This window comes from Niabella aquatica (genome assembly GCF_054779315.1).
The window spans coordinates 1-14,907 of the sequence record NZ_BAAGYM010000039.1 but is presented as its reverse complement, the minus strand read 5'-3'; the positions used below and the strand labels follow the sequence as shown (position 1 = coordinate 14,907).

At 42.1% G+C, this 14,907-nt stretch carries 12 protein-coding genes and 5 tRNA genes; 13 read left to right on the top strand and 4 right to left on the bottom strand.

Going from position 1 to position 14,907, the window contains the following annotated elements:
* The first annotated feature begins 25 nt into the window (after window positions 1-25).
* Complete coding sequence (locus ACYVBM_RS22040) at window positions 26-928, top strand: tyrosine-type recombinase/integrase (RefSeq protein ID WP_460687864.1); 903 nt, start codon at window positions 26-28, stop codon at window positions 926-928.
* A 128-nt stretch (window positions 929-1,056) separates the two neighbouring features.
* A complete protein-coding gene (locus ACYVBM_RS22035) occupies window positions 1,057-1,356 on the top strand; it encodes an HPF/RaiA family ribosome-associated protein (protein WP_460687863.1) in 300 nt (99 codons plus the stop codon).
* A 239-nt stretch (window positions 1,357-1,595) separates the two neighbouring features.
* Here the strand turns inward: ACYVBM_RS22035 and ACYVBM_RS22030 are convergent, their stop codons facing one another.
* From ACYVBM_RS22030 to ACYVBM_RS22020, 3 genes are read right to left on the bottom strand one after another with little or no spacing between them, the layout of a single operon-like run.
* Window positions 1,596-2,435 (bottom strand): endonuclease/exonuclease/phosphatase family protein, encoded by an 840-nt coding sequence (locus ACYVBM_RS22030; protein ID WP_460687862.1) that lies wholly within the window; start codon window positions 2,433-2,435, stop codon window positions 1,596-1,598.
* Window positions 2,436-2,456: 21 nt separating this feature from the next.
* Window positions 2,457-4,235, bottom strand: coding sequence for a RagB/SusD family nutrient uptake outer membrane protein (locus ACYVBM_RS22025; protein ID WP_460687861.1), 1,779 nt, complete (start codon window positions 4,233-4,235; stop codon window positions 2,457-2,459).
* Window positions 4,236-4,252: 17 nt separating this feature from the next.
* Window positions 4,253-7,534: a SusC/RagA family TonB-linked outer membrane protein gene (locus tag ACYVBM_RS22020; protein ID WP_460687860.1), complete on the bottom strand. Its 3,282-nt coding sequence runs from the start codon at window positions 7,532-7,534 to the stop codon at window positions 4,253-4,255.
* Between the two features lie 1,290 nt (window positions 7,535-8,824).
* Here ACYVBM_RS22020 and ACYVBM_RS22015 point away from each other — a divergent pair.
* The 10 genes from ACYVBM_RS22015 to ACYVBM_RS21970 all read left to right on the top strand — a co-directional run bounded on the left by ACYVBM_RS22015 (window position 8,825) and on the right by ACYVBM_RS21970 (window position 13,406).
* A tRNA-Thr gene (locus tag ACYVBM_RS22015) sits at window positions 8,825-8,897 on the top strand.
* Between the two features lie 113 nt (window positions 8,898-9,010).
* Window positions 9,011-9,093 (top strand) — tRNA-Tyr (locus ACYVBM_RS22010).
* A gap of 121 nt (window positions 9,094-9,214) precedes the next feature.
* Window positions 9,215-9,287: transfer RNA gene (locus ACYVBM_RS22005), tRNA-Gly, on the top strand.
* 84 nt (window positions 9,288-9,371) lie between these two features.
* Window positions 9,372-9,443: transfer RNA gene (locus tag ACYVBM_RS22000), tRNA-Thr, on the top strand.
* A 168-nt stretch (window positions 9,444-9,611) separates the two neighbouring features.
* Window positions 9,612-10,799 carry an elongation factor Tu gene (gene tuf / locus ACYVBM_RS21995; protein ID WP_460687859.1) on the top strand — a complete coding sequence of 396 codons (1,188 nt, stop codon included), beginning with the start codon at window positions 9,612-9,614 and terminating at the stop codon, window positions 10,797-10,799.
* Window positions 10,800-10,963: 164 nt separating this feature from the next.
* Window positions 10,964-11,034 (top strand) — tRNA-Trp (locus tag ACYVBM_RS21990).
* A gap of 90 nt (window positions 11,035-11,124) precedes the next feature.
* Window positions 11,125-11,322 (top strand): preprotein translocase subunit SecE, encoded by a 198-nt coding sequence (gene secE, locus ACYVBM_RS21985; protein WP_460687858.1) that lies wholly within the window; start codon window positions 11,125-11,127, stop codon window positions 11,320-11,322.
* Between the two features lie 5 nt (window positions 11,323-11,327).
* On the top strand, window positions 11,328-11,918 hold the full coding sequence (nusG, locus tag ACYVBM_RS21980) for a transcription termination/antitermination protein NusG (RefSeq protein ID WP_460687857.1): 591 nt from the start codon (window positions 11,328-11,330) through the stop codon (window positions 11,916-11,918).
* Window positions 11,919-12,074: 156 nt separating this feature from the next.
* Window positions 12,075-12,626, top strand: coding sequence for a YMGG-like glycine zipper-containing protein (locus ACYVBM_RS21975; protein WP_460687856.1), 552 nt, complete (start codon window positions 12,075-12,077; stop codon window positions 12,624-12,626).
* 177 nt (window positions 12,627-12,803) lie between these two features.
* Window positions 12,804-13,406, top strand: coding sequence for a DUF6799 domain-containing protein (locus ACYVBM_RS21970; protein ID WP_460687855.1), 603 nt, complete (start codon window positions 12,804-12,806; stop codon window positions 13,404-13,406).
* On the opposite strand, the gene ACYVBM_RS21965 is transcribed toward ACYVBM_RS21970, so the two are convergent.
* Window positions 13,396-14,013 carry an N-acetylmuramidase domain-containing protein gene (locus tag ACYVBM_RS21965; RefSeq protein ID WP_460687854.1) on the bottom strand — a complete coding sequence of 206 codons (618 nt, stop codon included), beginning with the start codon at window positions 14,011-14,013 and terminating at the stop codon, window positions 13,396-13,398. The genes ACYVBM_RS21970 and ACYVBM_RS21965 overlap by 11 nt on opposite strands.
* Before the next feature lie 228 nt (window positions 14,014-14,241).
* Between ACYVBM_RS21965 and ACYVBM_RS21960 the strand changes: the two genes are divergently transcribed.
* Window positions 14,242-14,826, top strand: coding sequence for a hypothetical protein (locus ACYVBM_RS21960; protein ID WP_460687853.1), 585 nt, complete (start codon window positions 14,242-14,244; stop codon window positions 14,824-14,826).
* Window positions 14,827-14,907 lie beyond the last annotated feature (81 nt).

The following is a 14,907-nucleotide window of genomic DNA, read 5'->3' as shown; positions in this document are numbered from 1 at the left end:
CCTGCACATAGTGCAGGACTTTTTTATGCCTGAAAGATTAAAGGAATATATCAGCCCTTTCGTTAATTACCTGAAATTTGAGAAAAGGTTTTCGCAACATACTGTTATTGCTTACGAAGGCGATTTGCAGGATTTTGATCTTTTTTTGCTAAGGGTATTTGACGGCGTTCCGTTCACAAGTGTTGGCTACCATCACGTTAGAAGCTGGCTGGCCGATCTTAAAGAGCATGAGCTTACTTCTAAAAGTATTAACCGGAAAATCTCAACGCTTAAATCTTTTTTTAAGTTTCACTTAAAAACCGGTACTATATCAACCAACCCTATGGCTCAAATCATCGCTCCCAAAATCAGCAGGCGATTACCCGTTTTTATCAGGGAAGATGACCTGGCAGTTGTTAGAGCATCGGTAAGCGCCTCTGCCGAAAACTGGAAATCGCTGAACGCCAGTATGCTGGTCGGGCTTTTTTATGCTACCGGTATGCGCCTGAACGAGCTGATACGGTTAAAAGAGCAGCAGGTTGACTTCAGCCGCCGGCAGGTAAAAGTGTTGGGCAAGGGCAATAAGGAACGAAGCATACCACTGCATAACGAAACATTAGCGGCCATACAAAATTATATAGCTCTGAAACGAAAAGAGTTCGCAGCGCCGGAAGAGGAACTGCTGGTGACAGAAAAAGGAAAGAAGCTGTATCCCAAATATGCCTATTTGCTGGTAAGGCAGGTACTGGCCGAAATTCCCACACTGGATAAAAAAAGCCCGCATGTGCTCCGCCATAGCTTTGCCACCCATCTCGTGAACCACGGGGCAGAGCTGAATGCGGTGAAAGAACTGCTGGGACATGCCAGCCTGGCGGCCACGCAGATATATACGCATAACACCATTGAAAAACTAAAAGAAGTGTACAAAAATGCCCATCCGAAAGCCTGAATTTATGGGAAAACTTTAGCAAATATTTTTTTGAGAGTGGTTATTCTTTTCAGTAACTTTAGTACATAGCTGGAACAGTTCTTTGAAAAGTTTTTTTTATTAATTATTCACTCTTAAATATATGAACTATGAATGTGAACATTCAAACGGTTAATTTTGATGCCGATCAAAAACTGATTGATTTTGTTAAACGCAAAATGGAGAAACTGCATACGTTTCATGATCGCATTATTGAGTCGGATGTGTTTCTAAAACTGGACAATGTGGTACACCAGATCAAGGACAAAATTGTGGAAATTAAAGTACATGTGCCCCGACACAGCTTCTTTGTGAAATCAACAAGCAAATCTTTCGAAGAGTCTTTTGAGGCAGCTTTTGATTCGCTTGTGAACCAGGTAAAAAGAAGAAAAGAAAAAATGATTGCCTGATTAAAATTAAAATACAGTAAGCCTCGCAAAAGCGGGGCTTTTTTTATGTCTTTTTTGTTGGTTATAAGACGCCGGCACTAGTGAAAAGCATGCATACAGGATATTCCTTTTTGACTAACGACCGGGTGTGTCGTTTCAGCCGGGCAACCCAGGAGCGGAAGAAAATATTACCTTAGAAAGGGTATAAAAAATCTCCTGAACCATTCGCCCAGGAGATTTCTCGGTAAAGGAGGTATTAATTACTTCAGCTCAATGTCTGCCAAAACCGGAAAATGATCCGAGGGAAATTTGCCAAAATAGGTATCGGTTAAGATTCCCCATCTGCTGGCGGTAAACTGCTTCGTTATGAAAATATGGTCTATAACTGCACTGCCGCGTGGTGTTCTGAACCCGTTGGCCGATGAATTGTTGGCATAGGGAAATTTTACTTTAGTATAGGCATCCGTTAACAGGGTAGAAGTAGCCAGGTACTGGTACCATTCACTGTCCCTGTTGCCGTTAAAATCGCCTGTGAGCAGTACCGGGCTATCGCCTGCTATTTCGCCAATCATTTTCAGGAGCAGCTTACTGCTCTCGCGCCGGGCTATTACACCCTGATGATCATAATGCACATTAAAAGTATAGAAGTTCTTTTTAGTCAACCTGTCTTCCAGGTATACCCATGAACAGATGCGGTTACAGCAGGTTACGTCCCAGCCTTTGCCCGGTTGCCCGGGTGTTTCAGATAACCAGAAGTCGCCGCTTTTTAGCAATTTGAAGCGATCCTTTTTATAAAAAATAGCGGAGTGCTCGCCGGCGTCTTTGCCATCATCACGGCCTTTGCCATAACGGGCATACTCAGGCAGTGCATGGCTGATATCTTCGAGCTGGTTAAGTAACCCTTCCTGCAAACCTAATATATCAAAACCGTGAAAGCGGATCAGATTGGATACAACAGGTGCCCGATCTTTCCACAGGTTACCGGAGTCTTGCGGGTTATCATAGCGGATATTAAAAGTGCCTATGGTAATTTTTTGTGCCCTGATGCCGCAGGTAACAGCCAGCATGAGGGCAGCGATGGTCCATGTTTTCAGATTCATAATCTTATATTTTAAGCTGTTTTATTCCCAGCCTGGGTTTTGTTTTAAATTAGGATTGCGTTGCAGGTCGTTCAGGGGGATAGGATAGTAATAATTACGCTCGTTCCATTTCCTGGGGATCTCGTTCATCCATATCAGCTCACCGGATGTGCCATTTTTCAATAATTGTGAGTTCACTGCATTACCGATCCTGGATGATACATCTACATAAGTAACGCCGCTTACACCTGGCGTGGGGCGGGAACCCTGGTAAAATGCTACATCCGGCATACCGTCTTCATTTAAGTCCATAGGCGTATTTAATGAAGGCACATAAAACCCATTCCATTCCTGCTGCATTAATTCTCCTCTTTTCCATCTCAAAAGGTCGGAGAAACGAAGCCCCTCAAGGCTTAATTCAATACCCCGTTCTCTTCTTACTTCCAGTATGGAAGGGTCGGTAATGCCCGGGAAATAATTAGCCACCAGGTAAGGATCGGCAACGGTGGGTCTGGTAGTTAAGCCACCGGTAATGCCTGCTCTTGCTCTTAGCACCCCTACCGTCAATGCCCAATCGGCATCGGTTAAGGTACCCAGTTCTGCTTTTGCTTCAGCATAGTTCAGTAACACTTCCGCATAGCGGAACAAAGCGATGGCATTGGTATTTAAAGCACCTGCATCAAAGGCCATATCGTCAAGGGTCCATTTAATAGGTTGGTATCCTGTAAAGGTATAAGAGAATACCGGCGGTGCCGGTACCTGCTGTCCGTTGCTGATCCTTTTATAATCGCCCAGGCGGATGGTTTGCTTTAATCGCAGATCGCGATTCTTCACTTCATCTTTAAACAGCATGGTAGGATAATCCGGGTCGTTGGTAAAAGGCGTGCCATCCAGCTTTAAGTAGGTATTGATGAAAGTGCGTATAAAGCTGGCTTTGGCGCCATAAGTGCCGCTGGTCCACCACCAGTTAGCCTCATTCAATACACCCAGATTTACGTCGGCAACAGCTGCCTGTAAGACTTCGTTGGTTAAAGGGGTATTGCTTGTAAATACCTGCCGGTACGATACACCGGGCCCACCGGCAGTATTAATAGAGAATCCACCGTTTTTGATGATCTGCTCGGCTGCTGATGCAGCTTCGGTCAGCCATTTAGCAGCGGTACCGGTAAGGTTTAATTCGGTGTGGTATTTTCTGAAAGTGCCTTCAAACAAACAAACCCGCGACTTATAGGCATAAGCCACCCACTTCGTGACAGTAGTACGACTGGCATCGTTGGTAGTCAGGATATTGGCGCAGGCAAAATCGAGGTCGGCCAGTACCGAGTCCATTACCAGTTCCCGTTTATCACGACCAGCTGTCAACAGCGGATCATTGATATCCGGCGCCTTACCGATCCACGGTACATCGCCAAAACGCTTCACTTTTTCCATATAGAAGTATGCCCTGAAATAACGTGCAATGCCCAGGTAGTTATTACGTGTGGCTTCCGGTACTGCAGGGTCATTACAGTTTTGAATAAAGTAGTTGATATTCCGGAGGTCTGTCCAGGTCCATCCGGAGCTGTTATTCGCAGCAAACCCTCCCTCTCGGATGAAATCCTGTACAGATCTTACTGCCAGGTAGTCTGACATGGCATCCTGGCTGGTAGAGTTCCTGGGAAGAAAGCCTAGTCCATAAAACGAGTTGGTATATAATTTCAGCCCGTTCTCTGTGCCAAATACAGCTTTCTTTGTAGCGGTTGATTGTGGTACCTGGTCCAGCTTATTGCAGGCAGCGAACCCCAGGCTGCCCAGCAAAATTCCTATATATAATTTTTTCATTTGTTATTTTTTGTGCGTTAAAATCCAACGTTTAATCCGAATGAATAGCTTTTTAGCATAGGATAGTTATAACCATCTCCGTTAGTGCTGTTGCCATTCAGATCCTGGTCTGAAGGAACTGCATTTTCTACGTCGATGGTGTTCTTAACAATTTTGTACATAGGGGAGTAGGTGAACAAATTCTCACCTGAGAAAAATACCTTCACCGAGCGGGCGCCGATATGGTTCACCCAGTTCGAAGGCAGATTGTAACCGATCTGGATATTCTTTATCCTTAAATAGGCCACGTTCTGCAGGTACCGGGTTTGTGCTACACCCAGTGTGCGGGTGGTATTGTTGGATGCTGCCCGCGACATGGTTCTGGGAAAGTAAGCATCGGTATTTTCAGGTGTCCACATATTGCCCAGATGGAACTTGGGAATATTGTTATAAGGCCGGTTATACTGCCCCCAGAACATTTCTGTTTCTGTGCTGGGATACCACTGTTGTTTACCTACCCCCTGCATAAAAACCGAGAAGAAAATATTATTCCAGTCTGCCCCCAGGTTAACGCCATACATGTATCTTGGTGCTGAGTTACCAATAATTCTGCGGTCGCCTGATTTGCCTGCTTTGTTTTCACCAACATTGATAAAACCATCCCCGTTGAGGTCTTTTAATTTTATATCACCCGGAAACCAGAGACCGGAAGGAGAGGCCCTCATTTGCGGACTTTGTTTGGCATGCGAAGCAATATCTGCTTCATCAATAAAGAAGCCTTCGGTTTCATAGCCCCATATCTCGCCAAGTGTTTGACCCTCATAATAATCGCTTAGCAGTTTATCTGGGTTATTGTACTTATCTATTTTTGTTTTGTTATCTGATAACGTCAGCCTTACATTATACCGGAAAGGTTTTTCAGAACTGCCGAATTGATCATTCCAGGTTAAAGAGGCTTCCCAACCGCGGGTAGTCAGGTCGGCATAGTTGCCTTTAGGCACATCGGCGCCAAAAACGGCAGGAGGTGTTAACCCGAATGTAAACATGTCAGTGGTTTTACGGATGTAGGCATCGCCCATAAAAGTCAGCCTGCCCGATAACGTAGTCAGGTCTAAACCAATATTCGTTGTGGTAGAAGTTTCCCAGGTAAGCCCTTCGGGTACAACCGCCGGGTTACGGGTGGTTTGCGGCCTTGATCCGTTCAGTATAACACCCGACTGGCTGATATTGAAAATTTCCTGGAAGGCATAGGAAGCTATATTACCATTGCCCAGGGCTCCGTAAGAAGCCCTTATTTTAAGATCGGAAATGGCTTTTTGAGATACGTTCCAGAACGATTCTTTATTAATTCTCCAGCCCGCAGATACAGAAGGGAAAAAACCATAACGCTGGTTGGAGGGAAACTTGGAGGACCCATCATAGCGCGCATTCACCTCAACCAGGTAGCGATCTTTAAAGGAATAGTTCAACCTGGAGAAACCGCCCAGTATAGCCCATTGCTCATAACCACCGCCCGTAGTGATGGCCTGGCCCAGTACCAGGTTTAAGTCATTCGCATCTTCAAAAATAATACCGTTGCGCTGTACTGCAATACGGTTGTAAGTAGATTGCTCATAGTTATAACCGGCCATTGCTTTCAGGTAATGATTATCTCCGAACCGGTTTTCATACTCTGCATAAATATTGGTAGCCCAGTATCTGGTTTCCCGGGAGTCAAACAATAAATCGTTGGTAGTAGTACCTACATAAGCGGTAACTCCTTTGAAATTACTGTAAGGTACCTGTACCCGTTTTTGGTCACGGTTATTATTGGTATTACGGAAGGTGAAATCTGCATTTACCCGGAATTTGTCATTAAAGAAGTGGCTTCTTAAACCTGTGATATTCCTGAACACTTCACGGCGGGTATCGATACCGTTTTTACCGTAGATAAAATCACCAACGGTATACGCGGCAGCAAATGTTAAGCTGCCATCCGGGTTAAATATCGGCATAGTAGGTTTACCCTCATCAGCAATATTTCTCCAGATACCGCCTCCTTCACCAACATTGATGGGGTTATGATAATTCATAATAGAATAGTCGGTATTGTTCTCAATGTTCAACCAGGGGAATACCTGTATGGTACCTCTTGCGCGGATATTCTTCATATCATAGTCATCACTGTTGTAGCGAAACAGGCCATTTTGTTTTAAGAAACGACCCGATACCAGGAAAGTAGCTTTATCGCTGCCCCCGCTTACCGAAAGATTGTTCTCAAATGCTGCTGTATTTTTTTTGTACAATTCAGCGTAATAATCCGTGCTTCCATAGTAGGTGTACTCGCCGGTAGTAGGGTTTACTTCTACAGTATTATAAGGCTGTCCCGATTCTACTCTTCTCTTAAACTCATCCAGGTAAGCCTGTGAGAATTTTTGTGTTTTGTTAGCGTTTTGAGGAAAGGCACCATCACCATTCACAAACGCTTCAGCAAACATTTTTGCCCAGGTATAACCATCGGTTACAAAATCGGGCCTGGTTACAGGCGATTTTAATGCGTAATTGCTGCTGTAAGAAACGTTAGTTCTGCCCTTTACCCCTCTTTTGGTAGTGATTAATACCACGCCAAATACCCCTCTTGCTCCATAAATAGCTGCCGATGCCGCATCTTTCAGGATAGAAACCGTTTCAATATCATTAGGATTTAAGAGGCTGGGGTCGCCTTCAAAACCATCGATCAGCACCAGTGCACTACCGCCCTGACCGATAGAAGTGGTACCCCGTATATTATAGCTTGGAGATTGGGTGGGTTTGCCATCCATCATTTTAAGATTCAGGTTGGGCAGCATGCCCTGTAGTCCCTGAGTAAGGTTGGTTACCGGCCTGTTCTCCAAGCTTTTTGAAGTGATCTGGTCCACCGCGCCCGTAGCATTTTCTCTTTTTTGAGTGCCATAACCTACTACAATTACCTCTTCCAAAGCCGCATTAGACATGGATGTCAGCTGAATCTGAATGGGGATATTGGTTTCGCCTTTTACTAGATAATTGTCTATTATTTGTGGCTGAAATCCGATATGTGTTACCCTGAAATGGTAAGTTGTACCGGCAATAAGCTGAGTAAAGCTAAATGCGCCTTTTTCATTAGTAACAGTACTCTTTTGTAAGGCGCTGTCCGATGCATTGATCGCCGTAATGGTTACGTTAGGCATTACGGCTCCGCTTTGATCACGCACGGTGCCCGTAACAGTTGTGTTTGTTTGTGCCCAGCCTTTGAGTGAAATGCCCAGTAAGAGCAATAGGAGGACATCCAGATAGCGATGCCGCTTCAGTCCAATTTTCATTGTTTGGTAGTTTAGTTAATTATATTTTATTGGGATACTTACAGAAACTGCTTATTTTATTTACGGAGATCTTCAGTTTTCACCTAAAACAACCCGAGCCTCTAAGGTTGTTAAGATCCTGCCTGATATATGTAATGGTTTTGAATTGGAGTACAAATCTATTCACATAACCGGTTAACCAGCTGATTTGTATTTTAAGAAATTATAAACAATTTGTTACGTGAATGATTCATTTATTAAATAGTTTTTTAAACTGAAAATTATGAGTGACGATTGTATAGAATGGTTTACTCCGGATACTGAGGCTGATGCTTTCAAATTGGAGCGCCATTCCCTTAGGTATTAGATAAAAAATATGTTATGTAGTAATAATAAAAAACTCTGTTGACCTTCAACATGCCATATGCTTTATGTACAGCGCATTGATTTAAATGTAAGCTTACCAAAAAAACATGGATGTACGCATGCCGCTGTTTTTAGGCGATACCGGCCTGCACTATGTATGCTATGCCGGAGAAGGCTTGTTTGCTACTTCCCTGTTTTGTTTTCAATAGGTGTTTCACTTATTGGCTGATGTGTTCCACACGGGCAGCACATTTACCCGTCAGTCCGGCTGTTTTTTGCAGAAAAATCGGGAAAAAGAATTCGCTGAGATTAAAGAAGACACTAAGCTTAAGAAAGCCGGGGTAGCATTCCCTTCTACATTAGCCTGAGACCCAATGCCGCAGCAACCTGGTGATCGAAATTTTTTGACAAGTCTTGAAATTCATTCGATCCTGTGCAGTCTTAAGCATATATTACCGGGAATGTTACATAAATAACTTTACAAATACTGGCTTCATAACCAATACTAAGGATATTACTGATTGTAAAGCCGTTTCCCAACCTTAAAAATACGCTGAAGCTTGTTGAGGCTTTAATGATGGATCGGATTTTTAGTATATCTATTCAAACAACAGATTTTTATGTGATCGGCCTGATGAAACCATTTTTTTCATAGCGAACAAACTTCGCTAGTGCTGGCGATAACATTTGGAGTTGCGTGGCATTTCGTGCCTTTTTAAAACGAATATGGCATCCCGGCCCATTATAATGTTGCCGGATATTCAGGCTAAAACAGGAAGTAAGTAGTATCGATATTTTTTTTATAAAAATATTGTATGGGTATTTTGAGGTTTCGAAAATTCCCCCTACTTTTGCCTTCCAAATTTTGAAGAGCTTCTTTTTTGTCTTGTAAAAAAACAGTTTGAATGCTCTGAAAATAAAGTTCTTAATATAATATGTAAATAAGCCGAAGTAGCTCAGTTGGTAGAGCAGCTGATTTGTAATCAGCAGGTCGGGGGTTCGACTCCCTTCTTCGGCTCTTTTTGTTAGGTAACAGGTTGACAGGTTTATAAGTTTTGACAAGGGAAGCTTTATCAATATTTAACTTGTAAACCCTGCCCGTCTGGTCAGGCGGGTTTTTAACCGAACAAAGGGTAGGTGGCCGAGTGGTTAAAGGCGACAGACTGTAAATCTGTTCTCTCCGGAGTACGGAGGTTCGAATCCTTCCCTGCCCACTTTTTAAATTAGCTAATTTACCGATGTGGTATTAGCTAATAAGAGAAAGTTCTTTATTTTGATGAATATGTGTGGTATGCATTGGCTTATTAGCAAATTAGCATATGGGCACATTGACCAGCGGGAGTAGCTCATTTGGTAGAGCGGTAGCCTTCCAAGCTTCAGGTGGCGAGTTCGAGCCTCGTCTCCCGCTCTGTGTAGATGACAGAAATGAGATGACAGTTGACGGAATTACTGTCAGCTAACAACGGTCATCTGTCAACTTAATATTTGACAAGCCGTTGTAGCTCAGTGGTAGAGCACTTCCTTGGTAAGGAAGAGGTCGTGAGTTCAATTCTCATCAACGGCTCCTGGTGAAGTTGAAAGGTTAGCAAGATGTTTTATTAACTTGTAAACTTATCAACTTTTAAACTGTTGAATAATGCACAACAGCACAAGTGTGCGACGCAATACTGCTCTATAGAAGCATCATTGCCAGGCACATAATAATTAAAAACAACTTTAAAAACAGATAACAATGTCAAAAGAGACCTTTAAGAGGGAGAAACCCCACGTAAACATTGGTACTATTGGTCACGTTGACCATGGTAAAACAACTTTGACTGCAGCTATTACCGAAATTCTTGCAAAAAAAGGATTGGCTACAGCTAAGAAATATGATGATATCGACGGTGCTCCTGAAGAAAAAGAAAGAGGTATTACAATTAATACTGCACACGTAGAATACCAAACCGATAGCCGTCACTATGCACACGTGGATTGTCCTGGTCACGCTGACTACGTAAAAAATATGATCACTGGTGCGGCTCAGATGGACGGTGCTATCCTGGTGGTAGCGGCTACTGACGGACCTATGCCTCAAACTAAAGAGCACATCCTTTTGGCTGCACAGGTAGGTGTACCTAAAATGGTGGTTTTCTTAAATAAAGTTGACCTTGTTGACGATCCTGAACTTTTAGATTTAGTAGAAATGGAAGTTCGCGATGAGTTGAGCAAACGTGGTTTTGACGGTGATAATACTCCGATCATTAAAGGATCTGCTACCGGTGCTTTAGCTGGTGATGAAAAATGGGTTGGAGCTATCACTGAATTAATGGACGCTGTTGACAGCTGGATTCCGCTTCCTCCACGCCCGATTGATCTCCCGTTCCTGATGTCTGTAGAAGATGTATTCTCTATCACAGGTCGTGGTACTGTTGCTACCGGCCGTATTGAAAGAGGTAAAATTAAAACAGGTGAGCCTGTTGAGATTGTAGGTTTAATGGAAAAACCATTAACTTCTACTGTAACAGGCGTAGAAATGTTCCGTAAGATATTAGACGAAGGTGAAGCTGGTGATAACGCAGGTTTGTTATTACGTGGTATTGAGAAAACCCAGATCCGCCGTGGTATGGTAATCTGTAAGCCAGGTTCTATCACTCCTCACACTGAATTTAAAGCAGAGGTTTACGTGTTAAGTAAAGATGAAGGTGGACGTCATACGCCATTCTTCCAGAAATACCGTCCTCAGTTCTACTTCCGTACTACGGATGTAACAGGAGAGTGTTCCTTACCGGAAGGAACTGAAATGATCATGCCGGGAGATAACACTACCCTGACTGTAAAACTGATCACTCCGATCGCGATGGAAAAAGGTTTGAAATTTGCGATCCGTGAAGGGGGCCGTACTGTAGGTGCTGGTCAGGTTACTGAAATTTTGAAATAAAAGCCTACCTAAATCCTCCCGAAGGGAGGACTTTGGAAAAGCTTCGAATACTTTTGCAAAGTACCTTAGGCAGTAGCTTGGGTACTTTGTTTTTAAAAATAGTTCTTTAAATTTTGCCTTTTTAAGCCTTCCTTCAAATGGCGGAGAGGTTTAGAGGGCTTTTTACGGGCATAGTTCAATGGTAGAATAGCGGTCTCCAAAACCGTTGATCAGGGTTCGAATCCTTGTGCCCGTGCGATTTATAAGTTCAAAGTTTGATGTTATTAAAGTTTAACGGTTTTACATAGAGTCTTAACTTTTAAACTTTAACTTAAACAGTAACAAGATGATTAAATTCGGAAATTATTTAAAAGATAGCTACAAAGAATTAGCAGAAAAGGTAACCTGGCCTAACTGGGCACATTTACAGCAGTCTACAATGATTGTGCTGGTTGCCACGATAATCATTACGCTTATTGTTTGGCTAATGGACTTTTTAGCGGGTGGCGGCCTTAATTTCTTATACAAAATTTTATACAGCTAAGAAAAATGGCAGAGAATATTGTTGAAAATAATGCTGCTGAAACTCCGCAACAGGATACCAAATGGTATGTATTGCGTGTAGTAAGCGGTAAGGAGCGGAAAGTTAAGGAGTACCTCGATAAGGAAATTTCACGTAGCCCGTTTGAGAAATTAGTAAAACAGGTATTTCTTCCGGTGGAAAAGGTATATAAAGTGCAAAACGGGAAAAAAGTGATGCGTGAGAGAAACTATTATCCCGGTTATGTAATGATAGAGGTATTAGACGGCAAAATGAGCGATGACCTGAGAGACCTGGTGGTGGGTACGAATAGTGTCATCCATTTCCTGGGCAAGGATAATCCTATATCTCTTCGTAAGGCAGAAGTGAATAAAATGCTGGGCCGTATGGATGAAATGAACGAGGCCGGTGGTGTAAGCATGATAGAACCTTATATTGTTGGAGAAACTATTAAGATTGTGGAAGGACCTTTTAATGATTTCAATGGTATCATTGAGGAAGTAAATGACGAAAAGAAAAAATTAAAAGTGATAGTAAAAATATTCGGACGTTCAACACCTGTTGAGTTAAATTATATGCAGGTAGAAAAGATTATCTGAGATAAGGTCTTGTATAAGAGGTTTTTAACAGCCATCTTCACTGGGAGATGGCTGTTTGATTTTATGGTTATTAAGTTTTTTTTAAGATTCATGCGCAACTTCTTTGGCATAGTTTTTTGTCTAACTGGAAAAGAATTATTAATTAAATCCAGTGTTATGAAGAAAGTAAATGTTTTATCGATAATGGCTTTGCTGATCACCATTCTTATAACTGTATCCTGCACCAGCAGGAAAAAAGATGCTGATGCAGGGCCTATGCAGGGGCAGGACACATTAGGACTCGCCGAGTACCAGAAATGGAAAATGGAAGCGGAAATCCGCGAAAGAATAGCTGCTGAAAATGAATTAAAAGAAGAGGAAAAAGCGGCTACAGTTGCAGCGGCAGCAGGTTCCCGAAAAAAGGTTTCTTCATCAAGAAGTTCCAGCAGCAGGAGCCATACTACATATACAAGTAGCGGAAGCAACCGTGGATCAGCAGGCTCTGGTAACGCATCTGTACCAGCTCAGCAGGCGCCCCAGAGAAAGGGGATGAGCCATACTGCCAAAGGTGCTATAGTGGGTGCTGCATCGGGTGCTGTTATTGGTGCAATAGCTAACAAAAATAACCGGGTCGGCGGTGGTGTAGTAGGCGGTGTTATTGGTGCAGCTACCGGGGCTGGTGTAGGTGCTATTGTAGATAAAAAGGAAAAGCAAAAAAGAGGATATTAAGAAACTGATAAATATCCCGGCAGCTAGCGCATGACATCTGTTCCTGTTATTTCAGGACACTTGAAATTTTTTATCTTTGTTATATTGGATATTAATTTTTGGGGGTCAGCTTTTTACATGTATTTTATTTTTAATCAACAACGGGCGGTTATCGCCCGGTATAAAAACTAAATCAAAATGAAAAAATTATTTACTATTACTGCAATGGCAGCAATCGCTGCTTCATGCAACAACTCATCTAACAGCAATGAAACGGCTGATACCCTTGCTTTATCAGGTGCAGATACGGCTTCTGTTACAATAATACAGCCGGAATATGTAGAAGGTGATGTAATCAGAAGGGACGGACAGGTCATGGTATTCTCAAATGGTACATGGGCCGTTGTTGAAAAAGATATCGTACTGGATAATGGTGTTGTGATTAAGACCAATGGAGATATTGTTAATAGGGACGGAAAAGTAATTGTAATAGAAGAAGGGGAGCGGATTAGTAAGGCCGGTCGTTTTTTTGATAAAACCGGTGCTGCTATAGAAAATGCATGGGATGCTACCAAACGTGGTGTTACGAATGCTGCAGAAGCCACAGGAAATGCTGTGGAGAAAGGGTATAATGCTACCAAAGAAGGAGTAAAGGATGCTGCAGAAGCTACTAAAGAGGGCGTGGAAAAAGCAGCAGACGCCACAAAAGAAAAAGCGCAGGAAGTAGGCAAGGCTGTTAAAAAAGGTGCTCAGAAAGTAGGCGATAAGGCTAAAGAGATCAAAGAAGATATTAAGAATTAGTACCTGCGGAGGTCTTAAATTTTATATAGGCATTGTTCAGCCTTGCGATAAAGGATGCTTGTTCATCAGTTTTTTTATATTTTGATGCAAAAGCTTTCCAGTCTGTATTCCGCAGATCTTCGTCTAGCGCCAGGCTTTTCAGGTAATGTATAAATGCCATTAATTGTTCTTTTTCGCTTTTATACATAGCGCTGATAAATGCCTGTAAAGTATCAAACCCGGCCAGTTCATAATTATAACCCATTATTTGAAACCTGCCCCAACCGGCGGACATTAAAGCTGCTTCTTTATTATATAACATGGCTTGATGTAAGCGGTCATGCTGTTCAGATGCAGCACCATAATTCCCGGCTTTGGGGCAGGATATTTCAGGAGCCAGCGTATCATAAACACCGCCTGTTCTCCGTGAAAAAACATCATGGTGGAACCAAAGCATTGGTTCATTATTGGGTAAAAATGCTTCAGCGTTGCCTTCTACTTCTGCTAAAGCTTTAATAGTTTCTATGGAACAGCTTATGATAACAGCTGCTTGTAAAAAATCCGGTTCAGACAGGCCCTTTTTCATTAATTCATACTCCCCTATTTGAAAAGCAATATTTGTCACCATAATTATGCCATGTACAGGTATCTTTTAACTAAAACTTTACCTAGAAATTATCATTATTTTTAAGTAGCTCATAACCATCAGCATTGGCTTTTCCGGTTTTATCGTCAATGAAAAGTTAAAAAGTTTTTTACCATAACTTTTCAGTATCTGTATTCAGCATAATACCTGTTTCAGCTATTACCTTTGTTATATAACTTCAACTGTTTACGCTCCTTCAAATTGAATAAAATGAAAAAGCTACTTTCTCTTTTGGTCATTGTCGTAATATTAGCATCCTGCGACAAAGCCGATGTGACAGCAGCAATAAAGGAACCTTATAAACTGGATATTGAAGAAATGGTAAGCTTTATGGGAAAGCCTTATGATAGTATCCAGTCGAAGTTGATTGCTACGAATGTGATCGTGGTTGAAAGGGGAGGCGACAAGAAAGCCACTCTAGCTGTACTGGACAAAGAATCGCCCAATCCTAATTTTGTTTGTGAAATAACAGAGCGGAAGGGCGTTATCTCTAAAATAGTTATCAGCAGCACCATAGGTACTCATGGTACTTTTAAAAATACATTTCACTACTTCGATAACTTGTTAAGCGCCAAATATCCTCTTTCCAGGTTTTATGCTATCGACCCTGATGGCGGTGTTAATACCAACAATAAAACAAAAGAAGAGCTGTATGGCTATCTGGTATACAATACCTCGTCAGGTGCAGCTTTGGAGTTCAAAACTTCTACTACAAAAATTCTTAATTTTTGCTTTAAAGAAGCCGATAGAGCCTTTGCATTGTCTATTGAAGAGGGTCTTCCTGAAAATATGTAATACAGTGTAGGCTTTTATTTTATTAGCAAAAGGATATAAAAAATGCCTCATTTGGAGCAAAAATTGCTTTAAGTGAGGCAT